This window comes from Cupriavidus ulmosensis (genome assembly GCF_977008105.1).
On sequence record NZ_CDRMWP010000002.1, the window covers coordinates 2,460,973 to 2,483,425 of the forward strand.

The 22,453-nt window shown below is 69.5% G+C and carries 20 protein-coding genes and 1 tRNA gene; 11 read left to right on the top strand and 10 right to left on the bottom strand.

The window, feature by feature from the left end:
• Positions 1-79: 79 nt before the first annotated feature.
• The 3 genes from ACWTPI_RS30610 to ACWTPI_RS30620 form a co-directional block, all read right to left on the bottom strand.
• Complete coding sequence (locus ACWTPI_RS30610; protein WP_059412492.1) at positions 80-2,878, bottom strand: bifunctional diguanylate cyclase/phosphodiesterase; 2,799 nt, start codon at positions 2,876-2,878, stop codon at positions 80-82.
• Complete coding sequence (locus tag ACWTPI_RS30615; protein WP_020205225.1) at positions 2,875-3,669, bottom strand: substrate-binding periplasmic protein; 795 nt, start codon at positions 3,667-3,669, stop codon at positions 2,875-2,877. The genes ACWTPI_RS30610 and ACWTPI_RS30615 overlap by 4 nt, the downstream gene beginning before the upstream one ends.
• Before the next feature lie 333 nt (positions 3,670-4,002).
• Positions 4,003-4,710: a TetR/AcrR family transcriptional regulator gene (locus ACWTPI_RS30620; protein ID WP_454733639.1), complete on the bottom strand. Its 708-nt coding sequence runs from the start codon at positions 4,708-4,710 to the stop codon at positions 4,003-4,005.
• A 325-nt stretch (positions 4,711-5,035) separates the two neighbouring features.
• On the opposite strand from ACWTPI_RS30620, the gene ACWTPI_RS30625 reads away from it, so the two are divergent.
• The 6 genes from ACWTPI_RS30625 (at position 5,036) to ACWTPI_RS30650 (ending at position 13,481) form a co-directional block, all read left to right on the top strand.
• The gene (locus tag ACWTPI_RS30625; RefSeq protein ID WP_454733640.1) at positions 5,036-6,760 is read left to right on the top strand and encodes an AMP-binding protein; all 1,725 of its coding nucleotides are present in this window, start codon (positions 5,036-5,038) and stop codon (positions 6,758-6,760) included.
• 106 nt (positions 6,761-6,866) lie between these two features.
• Positions 6,867-8,048, top strand: a complete 1,182-nt coding sequence (locus tag ACWTPI_RS30630) for an isovaleryl-CoA dehydrogenase (RefSeq protein ID WP_059412489.1) — start codon at positions 6,867-6,869, stop codon at positions 8,046-8,048.
• 43 nt (positions 8,049-8,091) lie between these two features.
• On the top strand, positions 8,092-9,699 hold the full coding sequence (locus ACWTPI_RS30635; protein ID WP_454733641.1) for a carboxyl transferase domain-containing protein: 1,608 nt from the start codon (positions 8,092-8,094) through the stop codon (positions 9,697-9,699).
• A 41-nt stretch (positions 9,700-9,740) separates the two neighbouring features.
• Positions 9,741-10,526 carry an enoyl-CoA hydratase/isomerase family protein gene (locus ACWTPI_RS30640; protein WP_454733642.1) on the top strand — a complete coding sequence of 262 codons (786 nt, stop codon included), beginning with the start codon at positions 9,741-9,743 and terminating at the stop codon, positions 10,524-10,526.
• Between the two features lie 40 nt (positions 10,527-10,566).
• Entirely contained in the window at positions 10,567-12,591 is a 2,025-nt protein-coding gene (locus tag ACWTPI_RS30645) for an acetyl/propionyl/methylcrotonyl-CoA carboxylase subunit alpha (RefSeq protein ID WP_454733643.1), read from the top strand.
• 173 nt (positions 12,592-12,764) lie between these two features.
• Positions 12,765-13,481, top strand: coding sequence for a class I SAM-dependent methyltransferase (locus ACWTPI_RS30650; RefSeq protein WP_454733644.1), 717 nt, complete (start codon positions 12,765-12,767; stop codon positions 13,479-13,481).
• A 49-nt stretch (positions 13,482-13,530) separates the two neighbouring features.
• Here ACWTPI_RS30650 and ACWTPI_RS30655 read toward each other — a convergent pair whose 3' ends face one another.
• The 4 genes from ACWTPI_RS30655 to ACWTPI_RS30670 all read right to left on the bottom strand — a co-directional run bounded on the left by ACWTPI_RS30655 (position 13,531) and on the right by ACWTPI_RS30670 (position 16,276).
• Entirely contained in the window at positions 13,531-14,808 is a 1,278-nt protein-coding gene (locus ACWTPI_RS30655) for an RNA polymerase sigma factor (protein ID WP_454733645.1), read from the bottom strand.
• An 18-nt stretch (positions 14,809-14,826) separates the two neighbouring features.
• Positions 14,827-15,234 (bottom strand): VOC family protein, encoded by a 408-nt coding sequence (locus ACWTPI_RS30660; protein WP_454733646.1) that lies wholly within the window; start codon positions 15,232-15,234, stop codon positions 14,827-14,829.
• A gap of 63 nt (positions 15,235-15,297) precedes the next feature.
• The gene (locus tag ACWTPI_RS30665; RefSeq protein WP_020201845.1) at positions 15,298-15,711 is read right to left on the bottom strand and encodes a YciI family protein; all 414 of its coding nucleotides are present in this window, start codon (positions 15,709-15,711) and stop codon (positions 15,298-15,300) included.
• Between the two features lie 211 nt (positions 15,712-15,922).
• A complete protein-coding gene (locus ACWTPI_RS30670) occupies positions 15,923-16,276 on the bottom strand; it encodes a YciI family protein (protein ID WP_020201846.1) in 354 nt (117 codons plus the stop codon).
• A gap of 269 nt (positions 16,277-16,545) precedes the next feature.
• Between ACWTPI_RS30670 and ACWTPI_RS30675 the strand changes: the two genes are divergently transcribed.
• From ACWTPI_RS30675 to ACWTPI_RS30690, 4 genes are all read left to right on the top strand, one after another.
• A complete protein-coding gene (locus ACWTPI_RS30675; RefSeq protein WP_059412484.1) occupies positions 16,546-17,241 on the top strand; it encodes a dienelactone hydrolase family protein in 696 nt (231 codons plus the stop codon).
• A gap of 227 nt (positions 17,242-17,468) precedes the next feature.
• Positions 17,469-17,660: a hypothetical protein gene (locus tag ACWTPI_RS30680; RefSeq protein ID WP_020201848.1), complete on the top strand. Its 192-nt coding sequence runs from the start codon at positions 17,469-17,471 to the stop codon at positions 17,658-17,660.
• A gap of 442 nt (positions 17,661-18,102) precedes the next feature.
• On the top strand, positions 18,103-19,134 hold the full coding sequence (gene pstS / locus ACWTPI_RS30685) for a phosphate ABC transporter substrate-binding protein PstS (RefSeq protein ID WP_454733647.1): 1,032 nt from the start codon (positions 18,103-18,105) through the stop codon (positions 19,132-19,134).
• A gap of 134 nt (positions 19,135-19,268) precedes the next feature.
• Positions 19,269-19,643 carry a hypothetical protein gene (locus ACWTPI_RS30690; RefSeq protein WP_020201850.1) on the top strand — a complete coding sequence of 125 codons (375 nt, stop codon included), beginning with the start codon at positions 19,269-19,271 and terminating at the stop codon, positions 19,641-19,643.
• Between the two features lie 50 nt (positions 19,644-19,693).
• Here the strand turns inward: ACWTPI_RS30690 and ACWTPI_RS30695 are convergent, their stop codons facing one another.
• Positions 19,694-20,086: a hypothetical protein gene (locus ACWTPI_RS30695; RefSeq protein ID WP_043365824.1), complete on the bottom strand. Its 393-nt coding sequence runs from the start codon at positions 20,084-20,086 to the stop codon at positions 19,694-19,696.
• Between the two features lie 94 nt (positions 20,087-20,180).
• On the opposite strand from ACWTPI_RS30695, the gene ACWTPI_RS30700 reads away from it, so the two are divergent.
• Positions 20,181-20,645, top strand: a complete 465-nt coding sequence (locus ACWTPI_RS30700) for a hypothetical protein (RefSeq protein ID WP_454733648.1) — start codon at positions 20,181-20,183, stop codon at positions 20,643-20,645.
• 85 nt (positions 20,646-20,730) lie between these two features.
• On the opposite strand, the gene ACWTPI_RS30705 is transcribed toward ACWTPI_RS30700, so the two are convergent.
• Together ACWTPI_RS30705 and ACWTPI_RS30710 are read right to left on the bottom strand one after the other, a co-directional pair.
• Positions 20,731-20,807 (bottom strand) — tRNA-Arg (locus ACWTPI_RS30705).
• A 100-nt stretch (positions 20,808-20,907) separates the two neighbouring features.
• Positions 20,908-22,449, bottom strand: a complete 1,542-nt coding sequence (locus tag ACWTPI_RS30710) for a methyl-accepting chemotaxis protein (protein ID WP_059412480.1) — start codon at positions 22,447-22,449, stop codon at positions 20,908-20,910.
• Positions 22,450-22,453: the final 4 nt, after the last annotated feature.

Sequence of the window (22,453 nt, forward strand, 5' to 3'; positions counted from 1 at the left end):
CCGCGCCGGCCGCTGGCTCGTGCCGCAGCGCGTCTACGGGGATTGATGCGTCGGGAACGAAGCGCGCCCTGGCACGCAATCAGCCGTCCACCTGCTCTCTTGCGGGCGCCGCCGCCTGGCGGTGCCGCTGGCTGAAGCGGCGCACGAACGCTTCGAAGCCTTCCACCTGCACGGGGTGGCAGAAGAAGTAGCCCTGGTAGGCGTGGCATCCGGCGTCGGCGAGGAAATCGCGCTGGGCGGCGGTCTCGACGCCTTCGGCGATCACCTCCAGGGCCAGGCTCTTGCCGAGCGCGACGATGGTCTTGGCGATGGCGGCATCGTTGGGGTCGACGAGGATGTCGCGCACGAAGGAGCGGTCGATCTTGAGCTGGTCGAGCGGCAGGCGCTTGAGGTAGGAAAGCGAGGAGTAGCCGATGCCGAAATCGTCGAGCGAGAACACCACGCCGGAGTCCTTGAGCGCGTGCATTTTCTCGGCGATGTCTTCCACGTTGTCCACCAGCACGCTTTCGGTGAGTTCGAGCTTGAGCCGGCGCGGGTCGGCGCCGGTCTCGCCGATCACGGCCAGCACGCGCGCGACGAAGTCCGGCTCGCGGAACTGGTGGACGCTGACGTTGACGGCGATGGTGAGATGAGCCAGGTCGGGCTGGACCGACCAGCGCGCCAGCTGCAGGCAGGCGGCGCGCAGCACGCGGTCCCCGAGCGCGTGGATCAGCCCGGCCTCCTCGGCCAGCGGGACGAATTCGGCGGGGAAGATGATGCCGCGCTCGGGATGCTGCCAGCGCACCAGCGCTTCCGCGCCGGTGATGCGGTTGTCGACCGTGACCTGCGCCTGGTAGTGCAGCAGCAGCAGGTCTTCGTCGACGGCCTTGCGCAGGCCGGCTTCGAGCGCGGCGCGCGCCACCACCACGGTCTGCATGGCCGGATCGAAGAAGCGCATGGCGTTGCGCCCGCGCTCCTTCGACTTGTACATGGCGAGGTCGGCCTGCTTGAGCAGCTCGTCGATGGAGGCATGGTGGCCGTTGAACACCGTCACGCCGATGCTGGCGGTGCTGCGGTATTCCACGCCGTCGAGATGGTAGATCTTGCCGAGGATGGTGCGTATCTTCTCGCCGACGGCCTCGGTCTCGCTGGCCGCGAGTTGCCGGTTGCCGCTGAGGTTGCCGAGCACCACGACGAATTCGTCGCCGCCCACGCGCGCCACCGTGTCGCCTTCGCGCACGCTGGCGGACAGGCGCTGCGCGACCTGCTGCAGCAGCAGGTCGCCCTTGTCGTGGCCGAGCGTGTCGTTGAGGGTCTTGAAGTTGTCGACGTCGATGAACAGCAGCGCGCCGGAGGCGCCGCTCTGCGCGCTGACCGCGATGGCCTGCTTGAGGCGGTCGGCCAGCAAGGTGCGGTTGGGCAGGCGCGTGAGCGCGTCGAAGAAGGCCAGCTCGCGGATCTTGTCCTCGGCGATCTTGCGCTCGGCGTCGAGCAGCTTGCGCTCGGTGATGTCGCGCCCGCTGATGCGAAAGCCGGTGAACACGCCGCGCGCGTCGTGGATCGGGCCCCAGGAGACGGACAGCCACAGCACCGAGCCGTCCTTGCGCAGGCAGCGGAATTCCAGGTTGTTGCCGCGCAGGCCGTGCTGGCCCTTGAGCAGCTCGGGCGCCACGCGCGGCATGTCCTCGGGGTGGATCAGCGTGCCGGCGAGGTCGCGCATCGCCATGCATTCTTCCACGGTGTAGCCGGTGTATTCCTTGACGGAGGGATTGATCCAGCGCGGCCGGCCGCCCAGCCCCCACCAGACTTCCAGGTTGACGGTGCAGTCGGCCAGCGCGCGGAACTTCTCTTCGCTTTCGCGCAGTTCGCGGGTCATCAGCGAAGCCAGCCGCATGGCGCGGCTGCGGCCGCTGGCCATTGCCCAGGCCAGCAGCGCGAGCAGCAGGCTCAGGCCCGTGCCGGTCCAGGCGATCACCGCCTGCGAGTTGCGCCCGAAGCGCTCTTCGAAGGCCTTGTGGGCGGTCATGGAGAGCATCCAGTCGTGCCCGCCCACCACCAGGTATTCGTTGGCGGAGAGCACGGCGTCCGTGCTGCTGCCGCCGGCCTCGGGCGAGCGGTAGAGCAGCGCCGTCGCCGACGGCTCCACGCCGTCGTAGAGCGCCAGCGAGATCCCGGGCGGCTGCTCGCCGTAGAGGCTGGCGATGACCTCGCGCATGCGGAACGAGGCGTAGACCCAGCCGACCAGGCTGTCGCGCCGCTGCGCCGCGGTTTCCTGCGGCAGGCCGCGGCGGTACACCGGCAGGTACATGACGAAGCCGGGTTCCTCGTCGCCGCGGGTGTCCACGGCCAGCTGGACCTTGCCGGAGACGATCGCCGAGCCCGAGTCGCGCGAGCGCTGCAGGGCGAGCCGGCGCTCCGGGTTGAACCACGTGTCGAAGCCGAGCACGGGGGGATCGCCGTCGGCGGGCGGCTCGCGCTGGACGATGGGGGCGTAGGCCTCGCGCCGGCCGCCGGGATGGATGCCGTAGCCGGCCACGCCGGTGCCGCCGAGCGCGGCGACGTGGGCGTCCTTGTCTGCGGCCGGCACCCACTTGACCACGCCGACCGCCTGCACGCCGGACAGGTTGGCGTCGAGGTTGATGGCCTTGAGGTAGTCGTGGAACTGGTCGCGGTCCAGCGTGCCGCTCACGGCGAACATGCCGTGCACGCCGCGCAGCATCTGCTCGTAGGTGGCCATGCGCTGCTCGATGCGGCCGACGGCGTCGCCCAGCGCGAAGTTGAACTGGCTGCGCACTTCATGGCGGGAGGCCTGCTGGTCGTGGTCCCACACCGCCCAGGTCACGCCGAGCCCGGCGGCCAGGATCAGCAAGGGCAGCAGGATAAGGCGGACTGCGCTCACAGCGGCGACTTGAATTCGGTCATGGCGTCGACCATGTCGGATTTGAAATACTTGGCGAAGATCCGGCGCACGGTGCCGTCGGCGCGCATGTCGTCGACCAGCGCGCGCCATTTCTCCTGCTCGGCCGGCGGCAGCGCCTTCTTCGACATGATCAGGCCATGCAGCACGGGCGGGTCGTTGAACTCGACCACCGAGGTGACGTCGCGGATGTGCTTGGCGTCGAGCGCCGGATAGTCGAACGGTTCGATGATCATGCCCTGGATGCGCCGGCGCGCCAGCGCCTCGTAGAGCGGCTCGAGGCCGCCGGCCTGGCTGACGCGGTTGGCGGCGGCGAGCCGGTCCACCAGCTGGTTGGCGGACCTGCTGTAGCGGAAGCTGCGGATGACGCCGAGCTGGAAGCGGTCGTTGTAGGCGAAGTCGGACAGCTTCTGGATGCCGGCGTCCTTGCGCACCAGCAGATAGTATTTGTTGCTGAAGTACCAGGCGAAGGCGGCGTACTGGTTGCGCTCGGCGTTGGCGATGCCGGACAGGCTGAAATCGAGCGCGCCGGACTCGATCAGTTTCCAGATGCGCGCGCGCGACATCAGGCTGACCCGGATCTGGCATCCGCTGCGCCGGATCATCTCGTCGGCGAAGTCCTTGTCGATGCCGGTATCGGTGTCGAGCGAATAGAGCAGGCCATGATCGTGCAGCGCGAGCGTAAACGGCCGCGCGCAGTCCGGACCGCTTGCCTGGGCATTGCCCAGGCAGCACAGCGCAAGAAGTAGCCCGCCTAGTCCGTGTCTTGTCACTGTCTGACCCCGCAAAAAAAATCTGGCACCGATCGTTCTTTCTTATGACCGCGGCGGAACCCGGGCGAATCCCCCGGCCCTGCGAACCTCGGTGGTCCTTCAAATGTGCTTCCCGGCATGGCGCCGGGCCGGCCCCGGCGAAACCCCGCCGGGGCCGCATGGACAGCAAAGCCTGCATGCTCTCATGCAGGTGTCCGCGTGGGAAGGGCCGGGCGCGTTCCGGCGCCGCTCTTTGTTGCTGGCTTTCACATGCCGCGCCACTGGATATGCATACAGCACCGCCGCCGCGGGCCGCGCGGGCGCGATGGCGGCGGCGGGCCGCCGCAGCCGCGCCTAGGGCTGGCCCAGGGTGCCGCCGGCGCGCCGCAGCGCCGCCCCGACCTCGCCGTAGAACTCCCGCAGCGCCGCCGCGTCCAGGTCCGGCGGCAGCAGCGCCGGCCACAGCAGCGCGACGAGGTCGCGCGCGGTGCGCTCGATGTCAACTTCCCGCTGGCGGGCGATGGCGTCCCACAGGATATGCTCCATCGGCCCGAGGATGGCCGAGCGCAGCAGGCTCAGGGGCAGGTCGGCGCGGATCTCGCCGCTCTCGCGGGCGCGGGCCAGCAGGTCCATCAGCGGCGCGGTGTAGCGGCGCTGCAGCGGCACGAACACCTCGCCCAGCCCCGGCCCCTTGGCGCGGCCTTCGGAGAGCACCAGCGCGCACAGGCCGGTGCCCTGGATCAGGAACAGCCGCAGATGGGTGCGCACGTAGAACTCGAGCTGGGCCTTGGTGCTCTGGCCGCGCGGCAGGCCCGCCTCCACCACGCCGATGATTTCGTCGTACCAGTCTTCGATCACGCGCGCGCAGAGCTCGCGCTTGCCGTGGAAATAGGTGAAGACCGTGGCTTCGGAGATGCCCAGGCGCTGGGCGATCTCGGTGGTGGTGGCGCGCTCGTAGCCGAGCTCGGCGAAGACTTCGCGGCTCACGCGCAGAATGTCGCGGATACGCTGTTCCGCCTTGGCGCCCGCGGGAAGGCGGCGCCGCACCGTGATGTCGTCCATCGACCTGTTACCTCGCATGCCGGAAGGCGCTGATTATAGTGCGGCGCGCATGTTGCGACGCAACAAGAAACGGCGCCGCCGGGCCGCCCGCGCGGGCCTTGGCGCGTGTCACGGCATTGTAATTGATCTTTACTCAACTCAAGGTTGCATTTTTTGGGCGCAGCGTGTACTTTTCCTGTCAGCGCGGCCGGACCAACATGAAAACAACAGGCCTGGCAGCCCAAAAATATGCGCAGCCCGGAACTTGAGCCGTACTCAACTAAGTTGAGCCCGACTCAGGAAACCGGGATCCGGACAAGATAGCGACAGCGCTTTGGAGACGAGTATGACCATGCAGGGTGCGGCTGGCCCATCGACATTGCCCGTGGCGGGCCTGTCCCACGTACGGGGCGAGACCGACACGCCCTTGTCCGAACTGACGGTGCCGGCGCTGCTGGCCGGGACGGTGGCGCGCTTCCCCGACCGCGAGGCGGTGGTGTTCCGCGAGCAGGGGGTGCGCTGGACCTGGCTGGAGTTCTCGCAGGTGGTCGACGCGATGGCCGGCGGCCTACGCCTGCTGGGACTGGCGCGCGGCGACCGCATCGGCATCTGGGCGCCGAACCGGGTGGAGTGGCTGGTGACGCAGTTCGCCACCGCGCGCCTGGGGCTGGTGCTGGTCAACATCAACCCGGCGTACCGGCTGTCGGAGCTGGAATACGCGCTCAACAAGGTCGGCTGCAAGGCCATCGTCGCGGCGGAGTCGTTCAAGACCTCGCGCTACCTGGAGATGCTGCAGACGCTGGCGCCGGAGCTGGCCACGAGCGAGCCCGGCCACCTGCAGGCCGCGCGCCTGCCGGCGCTGCGCTGGGTGATCCGCATGGGCGCGGAGCGCACGCCGGGCATGCTCAACTACGATGCGCTGCTCGCGCACGGCACGCATGCCATCAAGGGCGAGCTGGACGCCATCAGCGCCTCGCTGGACCGCTACGACCCCATCAACATCCAGTTCACCAGCGGCACCACCGGCGCGCCCAAGGGCGCCACGCTGACGCACCGGAACATCGTCAACAACGCGCGCTTCATCGCGATGGCGATGCGCTTCTCCGAGCAGGACAAGCTGTGCATCCCGGTGCCGTTCTATCACTGCTTCGGCATGGTGCTGGCGGTGCTGGCCTGCGTCTCCACGGGCGCCTGCATGGTGTTCCCGGGCGAGGCGTTCGACCCGGCGGCGACGATGGCCGCGGTGAGCGAGGAACGCTGCACCGCGCTGCACGGCGTGCCGACCATGTTCATCGCGCAGCTCGACCACCCCGACTTTGCCAGGTACGATTTCTCCACGCTGCGCACCGGCATCATGGCGGGCTCGCCCTGCCCCATCGAGACCATGAAGCGCGTGATCGCGCAGATGCACATGGCGGAGGTGACGATCGCCTACGGCATGACGGAGACCAGCCCGGTGTCGTTCCAGAGCGCCACCACGGACCCGCTGGAAAAGCGCGTGACCACGGTGGGCCGCGTGCAGCCGCACCTCGAAGTGAAGATCGTGGACGGCGCCGGCGGCATCGTGCCGGTAGGCGAGACGGGCGAGCTGTGCACGCGCGGCTATTCCGTGATGCAGGGCTACTGGGACGACGAGCCGCGCACGCGCGAGGCGATCCGCGACGGCTGGATGCATACCGGCGACCTCGCCACCATCGACGAGGAAGGCTACTGCAACATCGTCGGCCGCGTGAAGGACATGCTGATCCGCGGCGGCGAGAACATCTACCCGCGCGAGATCGAGGAATTCCTGTTCCGCCACCCCAAGGTGCAGGCCGTGCAGGTGTTCGGCGTGCCGGACCCGAAGTACGGCGAGGAAGTGTGCGCGTGGATCGTGCTCAAGCCGGGCGAGAGCGCCACGGAAGACGACATCCGCGCGTTCTGCCGCGACCAGATCGCGCACTACAAGATCCCGCGCTATATCCGCTTCGTCGCCGAGATGCCGATGACGATCACCGGCAAGGTGCAGAAGTTCGTGATGCGCGAGCGCATGACGCAGGAACTCGGGCTGGCCGTGGTCAGGACCGCCTGATTCCGTCGCCTGATTCCCAGCCCGCATTACCGCTTTCCCCCATTTCCATTCGACGCAAGGCCGCCCGCTGCCGGCGGCCCCTTCCCACAAGACGACGAGCACCGACATGACAGAACTCCCCGGCCTGAACTTCCACCTCGGCGAAGACATCGACATGCTGCGCGCGAGCGTGCGCGACTGGGCGCAGGCCGAGCTGGCCCCGCGCGCCGCCGAGATCGACCGCACCGACCAGTTCCCGATGGACGCCTGGAAGAAGATGGGCGACCTCGGCGTGCTCGGCATCACCGTGGCCGAGGAATACGGCGGCGCCAGCATGGGCTACCTCGCCCACATGGTGGCGATGGAGGAAATCAGCCGCGCCTCGGCCTCGGTCGGCCTGTCCTACGGCGCGCACTCCAACCTGTGCGTGAACCAGATCCACCGCAACGGCAGCGCCGCGCAGAAAGCCAAGTACCTGCCCAAGCTGGTCTCGGGCGACTGGATCGGCGCGCTGGCCATGAGCGAGCCCAATGCCGGCTCCGACGTGGTCAGCATGAAGCTGCGCGCCGAGTTCAAGGGCGACCGCTACGTGCTCAACGGCACCAAGATGTGGATCACCAACGGCCCGGACTGCGACGTGCTGGTGGTCTACGCCAAGACCGAGCCGGACCTGGGCGCGCGCGGCATGACCGCGTTCATCGTCGAGAAGGGCATGAAGGGCTTCTCGGTGGCGCAGAAGCTCGACAAGCTCGGCATGCGCGGCTCGCACACCGGCGAGCTGGTGTTCGAGGACGTGGAGGTGCCGGTGGAGAACATCCTCGGCGCCGAGAACGGCGGCGCGCGCGTGCTGATGAGCGGGCTGGACTACGAACGCGCGGTGCTCTCGGGCGGGCCGGTCGGCATCATGCAGGCGTGCATGGACGTGGTCACGCCCTACATCCACGACCGCAGGCAGTTCGGCCAGAGCATCGGCGAGTTCCAGCTGATCCAGGGCAAGGTGGCGGACATGTACACCACCCTGCAGGCCGCGCGCAGCTACCTGTACACGGTGGGCAAGAACCTCGACGCGCTGGGCCGCGAGCACGTGCGGCAGGTGCGCAAGGACTGCGCGGCGGTGATCCTGTACACGGCGGAGAAGGCCACGTGGATGGCGGGCGAGTCGGTGCAGATCCTGGGCGGCAACGGCTACATCAACGAATACCCGGTGGGCCGGCTGTGGCGCGACGCCAAGCTGTACGAGATCGGCGCGGGCACCTCGGAGATCCGCCGCATGCTGATCGGGCGCGAACTGTACGCCGAGACGATGTAAGGCCGCTCGCCAGCGCGACCCCTGATACGAGATACCCAGACCCATGCCCACGCTCGAAACCAAACTCAATGCGCGCTCGGAATCGTTCCGCGCCAATGCCGACGCCATGCAGGCGCTGGTCGACGACCTCAAGGCCAGGATCGCCAAACTGGCCGAAGGCGGCGGCGAGGACGCGCGCGCCAAGCATCTGTCGCGCGGCAAGATGCTGCCGCGCGAGCGCGTGCAGCAGCTGCTGGACCCGGGCACGCCGTTCCTGGAGCTGTCGCAGCTGGCGGCCTACGACATGTACGACAATGCCGCGCCGGGCGCGGGCATCATCACCGGCATCGGCAGCATCGCCGGGCAGGAATGCGTGATCGTCTGCAACGACGCCACCGTCAAGGGCGGCACCTATTACCCGCTGACCGTGCGCAAGCACCTGCGCGCGCAGGAGATCGCCGAGCAGAACAACCTGCCCTGCATCTACCTGGTGGACTCGGGCGGCGCCAACCTGCCCAACCAGGACGACGTGTTCCCCGACCGCGACCACTTCGGCCGCATCTTCTACAACCAGGCCAACCTGTCCAAGCAGGGCATCCCGCAGATCGCGGTGGTGATGGGCTCGTGCACGGCGGGCGGCGCCTACGTGCCGGCCATGAGCGACGAGTCCATCATCGTCAAGAACCAGGGCACCATCTTCCTGGGCGGCCCGCCGCTGGTGAAGGCGGCCACCGGCGAGGAAGTGAGCGCCGAGGACCTGGGCGGCGCCGACGTGCACACGCGCCTGTCCGGCGTGGCGGACTACTTCGCGCAGAACGACGCGCACGCGCTGTCGCTGGCGCGCAATATCGTGCAGCACCTGAACCGCCGCAAGCCGGACCAGATCCGCCTGCACGAGCCGCTGCCGCCGCGCTACCCGGTGGAGGAGCTGTACGGCGTGATCCCCACCGACACGCGCAAGCCCTACGACGTGCGCGAGGTCATCGCGCGCATCGTGGACGATTCCGACTTCGACGAGTTCAAGGCGCGCTACGGCACCACGCTGGTGTGCGGCTTCGCGCGGATCTGGGGCTACCCGGTCGGCATCATCGCCAACAACGGCATCCTGTTCTCGGAGTCGGCGCTCAAGGGCGCGCACTTCATCGAGCTGTGCTGCCAGCGCAAGATCCCGCTGGTGTTCCTGCAGAACATCACCGGCTTCATGGTGGGCCGCAAGTACGAGAACGAAGGCATCGCGCGCAACGGCGCCAAGATGGTGACGGCGGTGGCCACGGCGCAGGTGCCCAAGTTCACGGTCATCATCGGCGGCTCGTTCGGCGCGGGCAACTACGGCATGTGCGGGCGCGCGTATTCGCCGCGCTTCTTGTGGATGTGGCCGAACGCGCGCATCTCGGTGATGGGCGGCGAGCAGGCCGCCAGCGTGCTGGCCACGGTGCGCCGCGACGGCATCGAGGCGCGCGGCGGTGCCTGGAGCGCCGAGGAAGAAGACAAGTTCAAGCAGCCGATCCGCGACCAGTACGAGCACCAGGGCCATCCCTACTACGCCAGCGCGCGCCTGTGGGACGACGGCGTGATCGACCCCGCGCAGACGCGCACGGTGCTGGGCCTGGGCCTGTCGGCCAGCCTCAACGCGCCGATCGGCGAGATGAAGTTCGGCGTGTTCCGCATGTAACGCCCCCACCCCGCGCCCACGCACCGCCACAGGACACCGAAATGGAATTCACCACCCTCACCGTCACCACCGCGCAGCATGTGGCCACCGTCACGCTGAACCGGCCCGACGTGCGCAACGCCTTCAACGAAACCGTGATCGCCGAGCTGACCGGCGCCTTCCGCGCGCTGGGCAGCGAGCCCTCGGTGCGCGCCATCGTGCTGGCCGGCAACGGCCCGGCCTTCTGCGCCGGCGCCGACCTGAACTGGATGAAGAAGATGGCCGGCTACTCGCACGACGAGAACCGCTCCGACGCGCTGACGCTGGCGCAGATGCTGCACACCATCTGGTCCTGCCCCAAGCCGGTGATCGCGCGCATCCACGGCGACGCCTACGCCGGCGGCGTGGGGCTGGTGGCGGCGTGCGACATCGCGGTGGCGGCCGAGGGCGTGACCTTCTGCCTGTCGGAGGCGCGCCTGGGCCTGCTGCCGGCCACCATCAGCCCCTACGTGATCCGCGCGCTGGGCGAGCAGGCCTCGCGCCGCTACTTCATCACCGCCGAGCGCTTCGGCGCGGCCGAGGCGCTGCGGCTGGGCTTCGTGCACGAGATGGTGGCCGCCGCCGCGCTGGACGCCAAGGTGGCCGAGCTGGCCGCCACGCTGGCGGCCAACAGCCCGAACGCGGTGCGCGAGAGCAAGCGGCTGGTGCAGGAGGTGGCCGGGCGGCCGGTCGACGACGACCTGCTGGCGCAGACGGCGGAGCGCATAGCCGCGATCCGCGCTTCGGACGAAGGGCGGGAAGGCGTGAAGTCCTTCCTGGAGAAGCGCGCGCCCGCCTGGAAGGTCTGAGGCACGCCGCACGCAAGGAAAAGACAAGAGGACCACCAGCATGTTCAACAAAATCCTGATCGCCAACCGCGGCGAAATCGCCTGCCGCGTGGCCGCCACCTGCCGCCGCCTGGGCATCCGCACGGTGGCGGTCTACTCGGACGCCGATGCCGGCGCGCGCCACGTGGCGCTGTGCGACGAAGCCGTGCACATCGGCGGCGCGGCCGCGCGCGACAGCTACCTGCGCGGCGAGCACATCATCGCGGTGGCCCTGGCCACCGGCGCGCAGGCGATCCACCCGGGCTACGGCTTCCTGTCCGAGAACGACGGTTTTGCCGAGGCTTGCGCGGCCGCGGGGCTGGTCTTCATCGGGCCGCCGGCATCGAGCATCCGCGCGATGGGCAGCAAGAGCGCGGCCAAGCAACTGATGGAAAAGGCCGCGGTGCCGCTGGTGCCGGGCTACCACGGCGAGGACCAGGACGCCGCGCTGCTGCGCCGCGAGGCCGACCGCATCGGCTACCCGGTGCTGCTCAAGGCCAGCGCCGGCGGCGGCGGCAAGGGCATGCGCGTGGTCGAGGCCGGCGCTGGCTTCGAGACCGCGCTGGCCTCGGTCAAGCGCGAGGCATCGGCCAGCTTCGGCGACGACAAGGTGCTGGTGGAGAAGTACCTGACGCGCCCGCGCCATATCGAGATCCAGGTGTTCGCCGATACGCACGGCAACTGCGTCTACCTGTTCGAGCGCGACTGCTCGGTGCAGCGGCGCCACCAGAAGGTGCTGGAAGAAGCCCCGGCGCCGGGCATGAGCGAGGAGCGCCGGCGCGCAATGGGCGACGCCGCCGTGGCCGCGGCGCAGGCGGTGGGCTACGTGGGCGCCGGCACCGTGGAGTTCATCGCCAACCAGGACGGCTCGTTCTACTTCATGGAGATGAACACGCGCCTGCAGGTGGAACATCCCGTGACCGAGATGATCACCGGGCAGGACCTGGTGGAGTGGCAGTTGCGCGTGGCCGCCGGCGAGCCGCTGCCGCTGAGGCAGGACCAGTTGCGCATCCACGGCCACGCGCTGGAGGCGCGCGTGTACGCCGAGAACCCGGACAAGGGCTTCCTGCCGTCCACCGGCACGCTGCGCTACCTGCGCACGCCGGCGGCGGTGCAGTTCGAGCTGGGCCAGGACCGCGGCGGCCCGGCCGGCGCGCGCATTGATTCCGGCGTGCGCGAGGGCGACACCATCAGCCCCTTCTACGACCCCATGATCGCCAAGCTGATCGTGTGGGGCCGCGACCGCGAGGAAGCGCTGGCGCGCATGGCGCAGGCGCTGGCGCAGTACCACGTGGTGGGCCTGTCCACCAATATCGCCTTCCTGCAGCGGCTGGTGGCCTCGCCGGCGTTCGCCACGGCGGACCTCGACACCGGCCTGATCGAGCGCAACCACGCGGCGCTGTTCCCGCCCGCCGGGCCGGAGGGCATCGACGCCATCGCGCTGGCGGTGGCGGCGCTGCTCGACGCGCAGGCGCGCGCGCGCCGCGTGGACCCGGCCGACGCGCATTCGCCGTGGCGGCACGGCGGCGCGTGGCGCCTGAACGGCGAGGCCACGCGCCGCTTCCGCCTGCGCACGGCCGAGGGCGAAACCGAGGCCAGCCTGCGCGACGACGGCGCGCGGCAGTGGCTGAGCGTGAACGGGCAGACCGTGCCCTTCCGCGCAGCCAGCGCCAGCGACGGCCATGCGCTCGACCTTGGCGAGCGCACGGTCAAGGGCAGCACCCATCTCGACGGCGATGCCATCCATGTGTTCAGCGGCAGCCGGCAAACCCGGCTGGAGGTGATCGACCCGCTCGCGCACGCGGCCGGCGCCGATGCCGAGGGCGGCAAGCTGGTGGCGCCGATGCCGGGCCGCATCATCGCGGTGATGGTCAAGGCCGGCGCCGTGATCGGCAAGGGCGACCCGCTCATCGTGATGGAAGCCATGAAGATGGAGCACACGCTGACCGCGCCCGCCGACGGCGTGGTGCAGGAAGTGCTGTACGCGGTGGGCGACCAGGTGCAGGACGGCGCGCAGCTGGTCACGCTGGAAGACGCGCCGGCCTGACGCCTTGCCCGGCATGGCCTGTGCCTTGCCGCGCCGCGGGCATCCACGGAGTGCCTGCGGCGCGGCTTTTGCGCGCATTTGACGGCAAATTCCGGCCCGCGGCGGGGTATTTCGGGCATACTGCCCGCTCCCTCCCTCTAGCGGGGCCGGTTCCCGGCCTCCCCCCTCTCCCCATGCCCGGGTATCAAACCAAGCAAGAGCGCGTTGCCATCGCGGGCGCGCCCGATTTGGTCATTCGCTGCCTGCTGGACCAGCAGCAGTTCCACGATCCCCACGGCGACGCCGAACGCATGGGCATTTCCTCCGCCGCGTGGCCGCTGTTCGGCATGCTGTGGCCGTCCGGCGCGCTGCTGGCCGAACGCATCGCCGCGCGGCCGGTGGACCCGGCCGAGCGCATCCTCGAGATCGGCTGCGGCACGGCGCTGGCCAGCCTGGTCGCGCACCGCCGCGGCGCCGACGTGACTGCCAGCGACTGCCACCCGATGGCCGGCCCCTTCCTGGCGGAGAACGCGCGCATCAACGGCCTCGCGCCGATGAAATACCGGCACGGCCACTGGGGCGCGGCCGACGGCAGCGACCCGAGCCTGGCCGGCGTGCAGAACGTGGCGGGCGACTTCGACCTGATCATCGGCAGCGACCTGCTCTACGAGCGCGACACCGACGGCAGGCTCGCGCGCTACATCGACAGCCACGCCAGCGCGGCCGCGGAAGTCTGGATCGTCGACCCCGACCGCGGCAACCGCCCGGCCTTCAACCGGTGGATGGCGGCGCTCGGTTTCTCGCTGGCGGAGCAGCGGCTGGACCGTCCCGCCGGCACCGACCAGAATGCCTACAAGGGACGCCTGCTGGTGTACACGCGGATGGCGCGGCCGGGCATCGTGGCGCAGTAGGCGGTGCGATGGTCTGGCGGGGGCTTGTGGTGGTGGCAGGCACCTGCCCTCACCCCCGCGCCGCACGCGCCCGCGCCAGCAGCAGTTCGCGCTCGCGCGCGTTGCGGGTCATGCCGGCGGCGCGTTCGAACTCGGCGCGCGCTTGCGCGAAGCGGCCCAGCTTCGACAGCAGGTCGCCGCGCACGCTGGGCAGCAGGTGATAGTTCTCCAGCGCGGCCCCCGCGGCCAGCGCATCGACAATCTCCAGCCCGGCCGCCGGGCCGAAGGCCATGCCCACCGCCACCGCGCGGTTCAGCTCCACCACCGGCGACGGCATGACCCGCGCGAGCGCGTCATACAGCGCGGCGATCTGCGCCCAGTCGGTCTCGGCCGCGCTCGGCGCGCGCGCGTGGCAGGCGGCCAGCGCGGCCTGCAGCGCGTAGGGGCCGAGCGCGCCGCCAAGCGCCTGCGCGCGCGCCAGCGCGTGCAGGCCGCGCCGGATCAGCAGCGGGTCCCAGCGGCCGCGGTCCTGGTCGGGCAGCAGCACCGGCTGGCCCTGCGCGTCGACGCGCGCGTGCGTGCGCGAGGCCTGTATCTCCATCAGCGCCACCAGTCCGTGCACCTCGCTTTCGTCCGGCATCAGGCCGGCCAGCGTGCGGCCCAGGCGCAGCGCTTCCTCGCACAGCGCGGGGCGCATCCAGTCGCTGCCGGCGGTGGCGGCATACCCTTCGTTGAAGATCAGGTAGATCACCTCCAGCACCGACGCCAGGCGCGCCGCGCGCGCCTGCGGCCCCGGCACCTCGAACGGCACGCGCGCCGCGCCCAGCGCGCGCTTGGCGCGCACGATGCGCTGGGCGATGGTGGGCTCCGGCGTGAGGAACGCGCGCGCGATCTCGGCGGTGGTCAGGCCACCGAGCAGGCGCAGGGTCATGGCCACGCGCGCCTCGCGCGACAGCACCGGATGGCAGGCGGTGAAGACCAGGCGCAGCAGGTCGTCGCCGATGTCGTCCTCGCGGGCCGCGTCGAGCCCATCGACGAAGTCGGGCACTATGCGGGCCTCCAGCGCGTCGAGCTCGTGGCCGATCTGCTCGTGCTTGCGCGCGTGCAGCGCCTGCCGGCGCAGGTGGTCCAGCGCGCGGCGCCGGGCCGTGGTCATCAGCCACGCACCGGGGTTGTCCGGCACGCCGTTTTCCGGCCAGCGCTCCAGCGCGGCCAGCAAGGCGTCCTGCGCCAGTTCCTCGGCCAGGCCCACGTCGCGCACCACGCGCGCCACGTGGGCGATGACCCTGGCGGATTCGATGCGCCATACGGCCTCGATCGCGCGGTGCGCCGGGGGAATCGCCGTCATCCTGCCGCCCCGGGACATTCAGGCCGGGTCCGCGGCCTGCGGCTCCATGTACACCAGCTCCCAGATATGGCCGTCCAGGTCCTCGAAGCCGTGGCCGTACATGAAACCGTGGTCCTGCGGCGCGCGCGGCGCGCGGGCGCCGGCGGCCAGCGCCTTGGCGACCAGCGCATCGACCTCGGCGCGGCTCTCGCACGACAGGCAGATCAGCACCTCGGTGCTGTGCGCGGTGTCGCACAGCGCGCGCGTGGTGAAGCTCTTGAAGAAGGCCTCGGTCAGCAGCATGGCGTGGATGTTCTCGCCGATGACCATGCAGGCCGCGTTGCCGTCGGTGAAGCGCGGGTTGAAGGCAAAGCCCAGGCCCTTGAAAAAATCCATCGCGCGCGGCAGGTCGGCCACGGCGAGGTTGACGTAGACTTGCTTGTGCATGATGTCCTCGTGGTGCTCGTGATGTGCGTTGCGCTCGTTGCGCTCGCGTCCGCTTCGGCGCCTTCAGCGCTGGCCCATGCCGAGCGCGCGGAAGCGGTCCACGGCGGGGCCGGGCGCGAAGTCCTCCAGTTCATAGAGCGGACGCACCTCGATCTCGCCGTCGGCCGTCTCGCCGTGCGGCGCGGGAAAGCGGCGCGCCCATTCCATCGCTTCCTCGCGGCTGCGCACCTGGATCAGGGTGTAGCCGGCCACGAGTTCGTTGGTCTGCGCGAACGGGCCGTCCGTCACCGTGCGCCGGCCGCCGGCATGGCGGATGCGCCAGCCGGCCGCGCTGGGCTTGAGCCCGGCGCCGTCGAGCAGCACGCCGGCCCTGGCCAGTTGCTCGTGATAGGCCGCCATCGCGGCAATGAGGCTTTCCTCGGGCATCTGGCCGGCTTCGCTGGCCTGGGTGGCTTTCACCAGGATCATGAATCGCATTGCATCGCTCCTCGGGTTGACGGTCGGTCGGGAGCCGGCGGCACTGGCATTGCGGTCGGTCCTGCGACCGGCCCGGTGCCGCGGCGCATGCCGGCACGACGCGCCGCGCGCGGCAGGATCGACATCGCGCGCGCGAAAATCCCGCGAACCCAGGGTAATTACCTAGAAGCATCCACCTCCGCCCATGCCGCCCATGCAGCCGCGCGGAGCTTCACGTAAAGCACGGCCCCACTTCGCGCACTTCCACCGTGCACCAGCTTGCGGCCGGACATTCGGCGGCGATGGCGATGGCCTCGTCCTGGCTCGCGCAGTCGAGCAGGAAATAGCCGCCGACCATCTCCTTGGCCTCCGCGAACGGACCGTCGAGCAGGTCGCGGCGGCCTTCGCGCACCTGCACGCGCACGCCCCGGGCGTCCGAGGTGAGCGAATTGCAGCCCAGCAGCACGCCGCGCTCGGTCAGGCGGCCGGCGAACTGCGTCATGCTCGCGTAGGCCTGCCGGCCCGCCTCCTCGGTGCGCGCGGCGCGCTGGCCGACAGGTTCCACGATCAGCAGCATGTACGGCATACGGGTCTCCAGCGCATGTCGGGATTGGACAGGCCCCCATCCTGCGCGCCCCCGGTGCCGGCCGCAAGCGGCCGGCCACCTGCGCGGCCACCCTCGCTTCCTGGCCGTTAATTGCAGTGAGGATGCCGGCGGCAGGACGCGACACGACGCGGCGGGCCGGCGTGCCGGTTTTCCCTTGCGGTCCGGCGCAGGCCGCCAATAATCCTATTCGCACGTCCGGCGCAGGCTGCCCCGGGCGACTGCATCGAATCTCGAACGGGAGCACGACGATGGGCGAAATGGTGAAGATAAGCACGGCGGACGGGACCTTTGCCGCCTACCTGGCGCGGCCGGCGGCGGCGAAGGCGCCGGCGATCGTGGTGATCCAGGAGATCTTTGGCATCAACGCGGACATGCGCAAGACCTGCGACGACTTCGCCGCGCAGGGCTACGTGGCCATCTGCCCCGATCTCTACTGGCGCCAGGAGCCCGGCGTGGAACTGACCGACGCCACCCAGGCCGAGTGGGACAAGGCATTCAAGCTCTACAACGGCTTCGACGTGCCGGCGGGCGTGCGCGACATCGACGCCACCATCCGCTACACGCGCGCGCTGGACGGCGCCGGCGGCAAGGTCGGCGCGGTGGGCTTCTGCCTGGGCGGGCTGCTCGCCTTCCTCACCGCGGCGCGCACGGACGCCGATGCCGTGACGGTGTACTACGGCGTCGGCATCGACCAGTACCTCGGCGAGGCCGGCAACATCCGCCAGCCGCTGCTGATGCATATCGCGGAAGCCGACGAATTCGTGCCGCGCGAAACCTGGACGCGGATCATCGCCGCGCTGTCGCCGCGGTCCCATATCGAGATACACACCTACCCCGGCTGCTCGCATGCGTTCGCGCGCAACAACGGCGTGCATTTCGACGCAGCCTCCGCGCAGGCCGCCAACGACCGCACCGCGGCCTTCTTCCGCGCCAACCTGTCCTGAGGGCATCCGGCCGGCGGCGGCGCTGTTGGCCGGCCACCGTCACCGCGGCGGCGCCTGTCGGGCGCGGCCCGCCTGTTCCGCGGCACAAACGCGCGGCCCCCGCGCGCCAGGGCGGGCATGCGCCACAAATGCCGGCGCCGCGCCACCGGCACGGACCATGCGTTGTCATGGACAGGCGGACCACGCCGTTGGCCCGCCGCCAACATGACCCGTCACGGAGAACCATCATGGACACCCTCGAAATCAAGGACCTTCCCGCCGCGGAAGCGCTCGACCGCGAAGCAATGCAAGCCGTGAAAGGCGGCATCGGCAGGACCCCGGTGCAGATCGCGGCCTGGGAATTGTCGGGCAAGCCCGCCACGTGGCAGGGGCTGGTGCTCGGCGACGATGGCCAGCTGCACATGCCCACGCCGAAGTGATGCGCGCTGCGCGGCACGGGCGCGGGCGGGAAGAACGCCCGCCGCGTCCGGCTGCGTGGCCGGATACGTGGCCGGCTGCGTGGCCGGCTGCGGCGCGCCGGCAGGCAGGACCGACATCCCGCCGCGGTTCATCAGCGTGACCGGCCACGAACGATTGGAAGACCGCAACGCGCGCACGCATCGGCGATGCCCTGCACCGCTGCGTCTGCCAGCGCATCGACACCCGCGACGATGCCTGCGACCACTTCGACCGCTTCGACCTCGACAACCCGCCGCACGGCAAGCTGCGCGCGGCGCCGGCAAAACACCTGTTGGAAATTCGCGCGCGACTGCTAGCATGAGAGGAAGCCGATTGCCCCGCGGCGCATCGCCGCCGCGCAGCGGATAGCACGGCGGCCCGCGCAGACATCTGCTCCGCCCGCATACGAAGGAGGCCGCCGACATGACCTGCTCCCGATCTTGGCAAAAGGCATGGCAACGGGCCACCCTGGCATGCGTGCTCGCCGGCGGCGCGCTGCTGGCGCAGGCGGGCGACATCACCGGCGCCGGCTCGACCTTCGTCTACCCGCTGCTGCTGAAATGGGCCTCGACCTACTACGCCAGGACCGGGCAGGAGGTGAACTACCAGGCCATCGGCTCGGGCAACGGCATCCGCCAGATCAAGGCCGCCAACGTTGCCTTCGGCGCCTCGGACATGCCGCTCAAGCCGGACGAGCTGCGCGCCTCGGGGCTGGTCCAGTTCCCGCTGGTGGCCGGCGGCGTGGTGCCCATCGTCAATCTCGACGGCGTGGTCCCGGGCCAGGTCCGGCTGACCGGGCAGGTGCTGGCCGACATCTACCTCGGCAAGATCGCCAGGTGGAACGATCCCGCCATCGGCGCGCTCAATCCCGGCCTCGCGCTGCCGGACCAGAAGATCCTGGTGGTACATCGCAGCGACAGTTCCGGCACCACCTTCAACTGGGCCAACTACCTGTCCGAGGTCAGCGGCGAATGGAAGCGCGGCGTGGGCGCCGGCACCACCATCAAGTGGCCGACCGGCGTGGGCGCGGTCGGCAACGAGGGCGTGGCCGCCTACATCAAGAGCGTCAAGGGCGCGATCGGCTATGCCGAGCTGACCTACGCGCTCCAGCGCAAGCTGCCCTACACGGCGCTGCGCAACAAGGACGGCGCCTACGTCGTGCCCTCGCGCGAGACGTTCAGCGCCGCGGTGGCGTCGGCGGACTGGAGCCAGCAGCCGGACTTCTACCAGGTCATCACCGATCCGCCCGGCGGGCAGGCGTGGCCCATCACCGGCGTGGTGTTCGTCATCATGCCGAAGGCGCCCAGGGATGCCACCGGCGCGAAGAACGCGCTGTCGTTCTTCCGCTGGGCGCTCAACGACGGCCAGGCCGACGCCACCGCCGAGCACTACGTGGCCCTGCCGCCGGTGCTGGTCAAGCAGATCGAGGCCTACTGGAGCGAGAACATGAAATGAGCCGGCGGGCTGCCGGCAAGACCGCGCGAAGGCGTCCGGCCCGCGCGGCTCAAGAAGGCACGGAAACGGCCGATACCGGTAAAATCAGACGCCGCCGATTCACGACGGCGCGCAGACCTGATCCCGGAGTTGGCATGGAATCCCTCTCGTTCGAGTTCGTCTCAATCGAGGAAGCAAAACAGATACTGGACGGCGCGGTCCCCACGCAGGCCGAACCCGACTGGCCGACCATGCGGCGCCCCGAAAGCACCGGGACGCAGGTCCTCACCGACACCGCGCTCAAATGGCTGGCCTCGCTGCCGCCCGACGCGCGGCCGCTGGAACTGTGCCGCGGCTACGCCCGCATCGGCAACCAGATGGCCGCGCTCGCGGCCAGCCCCGCCGTGCTGTCGGCCTACCTCACCGACCTGCTGATCGACCGGCGCGGCGGCCGCCAGGGCTTTCCCGGCGGCATCGCGCTCGAACTGAGCCGCCTGCAGGAACACCTGCTGCGCACCATACAGCCCTGAACCAGCGCCGCCCGCGGTACCGCCAGCGCGGCGGCACCGGCACGGCAGCGCTAGCGCGTCTTCGCCGGCGCGCAGTCCTCGACCATGCCGCGCACGCGGCCGCCACTGAGCAGCGGATGCCATTCGTCCGCGCTGCGGATCTCCACTTCCGTGCCTTCCCCGCCCCGGCGCAGGCTGACCAGGTGGTAATACCTGTACTCGGAATTGTCGGTACTGCCGATGCGGATATCCACCCTGCCCGGCTCGGGATACGACACCACGTTGGCGTCATCGCCCAGCCGGCCCTTCAGGCACGCCACCAGCGCGGCCGGGCTGGCCGCCGAGTGCACGCGCACCGGCTCCCTCGCCTGGATGGACTCCGGACTGACGCCGCTGGCGCATCCCGCGAGCCATGAAACCGCCAGCGCCAGCGCGGCGGACAGCAATACGCGTCGGTGGGACATTTTCTCTCCTTTGGCAAAAAACGGTGGCCGCATGTTACCGCAATCGGCTTGGGAGGCTGTCGGTGCAGCACATTGTCCGAGCCACACCATACGCATGAACAAGCAGGAAGGCGCGCGCCATCCGCCGGCTTCATTTGGAATTCGTCAGATTTACGCTGCGCGCCGATTCCGGTCAAATAGCCAGCCGTGCCAATCCGGCACGCCATGCAACCCTGGCATTGCGCCTATGTCTTCTAAGTGGAATTGGAAGTTCGCTCTCAGGATAGCGGCGGCGATCACGCCCGGCCTGATCGCCGCGCTGATGCCAATCGACTTCTGGCATGCCTGGACCGCACCGGAAGCGTATCCGTTTGACGCCGCCGGACCCGCCGCCGCCATGTGGGCATACCAATCGCAGGCGCATTATCTGGTCTCGGTCGCCGCGCTGTGGGCGAGCAGCGTGCTGGCACTCTGCGCGTTGTTTGCCACAAGACATGGGTGGCGTCTTCGCTGGCTGTGCGCCATGCCCTTTCTTGCCGTCTGGGCGTTCTGGGTGCTGGACGGGTCTCGGCTGGCCTGACGCCAACGAAGCGGGTCGCGCAAAAAAAAACGGCCCGGAGAGCGACAACTCTCCGGGCCATTGCTTGCATCGTCACTGTAATGGATGGTGCGGCTGGCAGGATTCGAACCCACGACCCCTTGGTTCGTAGCCAAGTACTCTATCCAACTGAGCTACAGCCGCACGCGAGGCCGCGACTATATCGCAGCCGTGGAAAAATGCAAGCTTTTTCCGCGGATGGGGCGCCCGGCGGGGCGTTGCGCCCCACGCCGGGCCGGACGGCTTACGCGGCCAGCCTGAACGATGCCACCGCTTCCTTCAGGCGCTGGGCCTGCTCTTCCATCGAGCCGGCGGCTGCCGCGGCCTGTTCCACCAGTGCCGCGTTCTGCTGCGTCACGGTGTCCATCTGCGTGACGGCCTGGTTGACCTGCTCGATGCCGGCGCTCTGCTCGGCCGAGGCCGCGCTGATCTCGCCCATGATGTCGGTCACGCGCTTGACCGCGCCGACGATGCGCTCCATCGTCTGGCCGGCGTGCGCCACCAGTTGGGAGCCCTTTTCCACGCGGTCCACGGAGTCGCCGATCAGGGCCTTGATTTCCTTGGCGGCGGTGGCGCTGCGCTGGGCCAGGCTGCGCACTTCGCCGGCCACCACGGCGAAGCCGCGGCCTTGCTCGCCGGCGCGCGCGGCTTCCACCGCGGCGTTGAGCGCGAGGATGTTGGTCTGGAAGGCAATGCCTTCGATCACGGCGATGATGTCCACCACCTTGCGCGAGGCGCCGTTGATGTCTTCCATCGTGGTGACGACCTGGCCCACCACTTCGCCGCCTTCGACGGCGATCTCCGACGCGTTGACGGCCAGCGTGCTGGCCTGCTTGGCGTTGTCGGCGTTCTGGCGCACGATGCTGGTCAGCTCTTCCATGCTGGAGGCGGTTTCCTGCAGCGACGATGCCTGTTCCTCGGTGCGCTGGGAGAGGTCGGTGTTGCCCGCGGCGATCTGGCTGGTGCCGGTGGCGATGGCGTCGGTGCCGTTGCGCACCTGGCTGATGATGCGCAGCAGGTTGGCGTTCATGTCGGACAGGGCCTGCATCAGCTGGCCGGTCTCGTCCTTGCTGTCCACCTCGATGCGGCTGCCCAGGTTGCCGGCCGCGACCGTGCGCGCGATGGCGACGGCGCGGTGCAGGGGCCCGGTGATGCCGCGCGTCAGCCACACCGAGAACGCCACGCCGATGGCAAGCACCAGCGCGCCGATCACGATCATGCCGTTGCGCGCGTTCAGGTAGATGCCGTGGATCTCCAGCGCGGTGGCGTCGATGCTGGCGCGCTGGATGTCGAGCAACTTCTGGATCTCGGCGAGGTAGGCGTCGCCGGCCGGCACGAATTCCTTCTCGAGCACCTGGTTGGCTTCGTCCGCGTTGCCGGCCTCCTTGAGCTTGGAGATTTTCTCGCGCGAATCGTTGTAGGGATTGCGCACGGTCAGGATTTTCTTGAACGCGGCCTTTTCCTCGTCGCTGGTCAGCATCGGCTCGATCTTGTCGCGCAGCGCGCCGATGGCGGCGAACGACCCCTTGGTCTCCGCCGCGAAGAACGCGCCCAGCGACGGGTCGGAGCTCTTGGCCACCGCGGTGGTGCGGCGCACGCTGGTATGCATCAGGCGGTACCAGTCGCTGACCATGCGTTCCTTGGCCAGCGGCTGCCGCATCATGTCGTTCGTGCGGTCGGCGACCTGTTGCAGGCGCACGATACCCAACACGGTCATGAAGGTGGACAACAATATCACTACGCCGAAGCCAATGCCGAGGCGCACGCCAATTCCCAAGCTTTTCATTTCT

Excerpts from the sequence above, each read along its gene's own strand:
- ACWTPI_RS30680 (WP_020201848.1), top strand. The coding sequence starts at position 17,469 with ATGGACACCCTCGAAATCAAGGACCTTCCCGCCGCGGAAGCGCTCGAC.
- ACWTPI_RS30625 (WP_454733640.1), top strand. The coding sequence starts at position 5,036 with ATGACCATGCAGGGTGCGGCTGGCCCATCGACATTGCCCGTGGCGGGC.
- ACWTPI_RS30660 (WP_454733646.1), bottom strand. The coding sequence starts at position 15,234 with ATGCACAAGCAAGTCTACGTCAACCTCGCCGTGGCCGACCTGCCGCGC.
- pstS (WP_454733647.1), top strand. The coding sequence starts at position 18,103 with ATGACCTGCTCCCGATCTTGGCAAAAGGCATGGCAACGGGCCACCCTG.
- ACWTPI_RS30655 (WP_454733645.1), bottom strand. The coding sequence starts at position 14,808 with ATGACGGCGATTCCCCCGGCGCACCGCGCGATCGAGGCCGTATGGCGC.
- ACWTPI_RS30700 (WP_454733648.1), top strand. The coding sequence starts at position 20,181 with ATGAACAAGCAGGAAGGCGCGCGCCATCCGCCGGCTTCATTTGGAATT.
- ACWTPI_RS30635 (WP_454733641.1), top strand. The coding sequence starts at position 8,092 with ATGCCCACGCTCGAAACCAAACTCAATGCGCGCTCGGAATCGTTCCGC.
- ACWTPI_RS30645 (WP_454733643.1), top strand. The coding sequence starts at position 10,567 with ATGTTCAACAAAATCCTGATCGCCAACCGCGGCGAAATCGCCTGCCGC.
- ACWTPI_RS30695 (WP_043365824.1), bottom strand. The coding sequence starts at position 20,086 with ATGTCCCACCGACGCGTATTGCTGTCCGCCGCGCTGGCGCTGGCGGTT.
- ACWTPI_RS30690 (WP_020201850.1), top strand. The coding sequence starts at position 19,269 with ATGGAATCCCTCTCGTTCGAGTTCGTCTCAATCGAGGAAGCAAAACAG.
- ACWTPI_RS30630 (WP_059412489.1), top strand. The coding sequence starts at position 6,867 with ATGACAGAACTCCCCGGCCTGAACTTCCACCTCGGCGAAGACATCGAC.
- ACWTPI_RS30675 (WP_059412484.1), top strand. The coding sequence starts at position 16,546 with ATGGGCGAAATGGTGAAGATAAGCACGGCGGACGGGACCTTTGCCGCC.
- ACWTPI_RS30710 (WP_059412480.1), bottom strand. The coding sequence starts at position 22,449 with ATGAAAAGCTTGGGAATTGGCGTGCGCCTCGGCATTGGCTTCGGCGTA.
- ACWTPI_RS30650 (WP_454733644.1), top strand. The coding sequence starts at position 12,765 with ATGCCCGGGTATCAAACCAAGCAAGAGCGCGTTGCCATCGCGGGCGCG.
- ACWTPI_RS30640 (WP_454733642.1), top strand. The coding sequence starts at position 9,741 with ATGGAATTCACCACCCTCACCGTCACCACCGCGCAGCATGTGGCCACC.
- ACWTPI_RS30620 (WP_454733639.1), bottom strand. The coding sequence starts at position 4,710 with ATGGACGACATCACGGTGCGGCGCCGCCTTCCCGCGGGCGCCAAGGCG.
- ACWTPI_RS30665 (WP_020201845.1), bottom strand. The coding sequence starts at position 15,711 with ATGCGATTCATGATCCTGGTGAAAGCCACCCAGGCCAGCGAAGCCGGC.
- ACWTPI_RS30670 (WP_020201846.1), bottom strand. The coding sequence starts at position 16,276 with ATGCCGTACATGCTGCTGATCGTGGAACCTGTCGGCCAGCGCGCCGCG.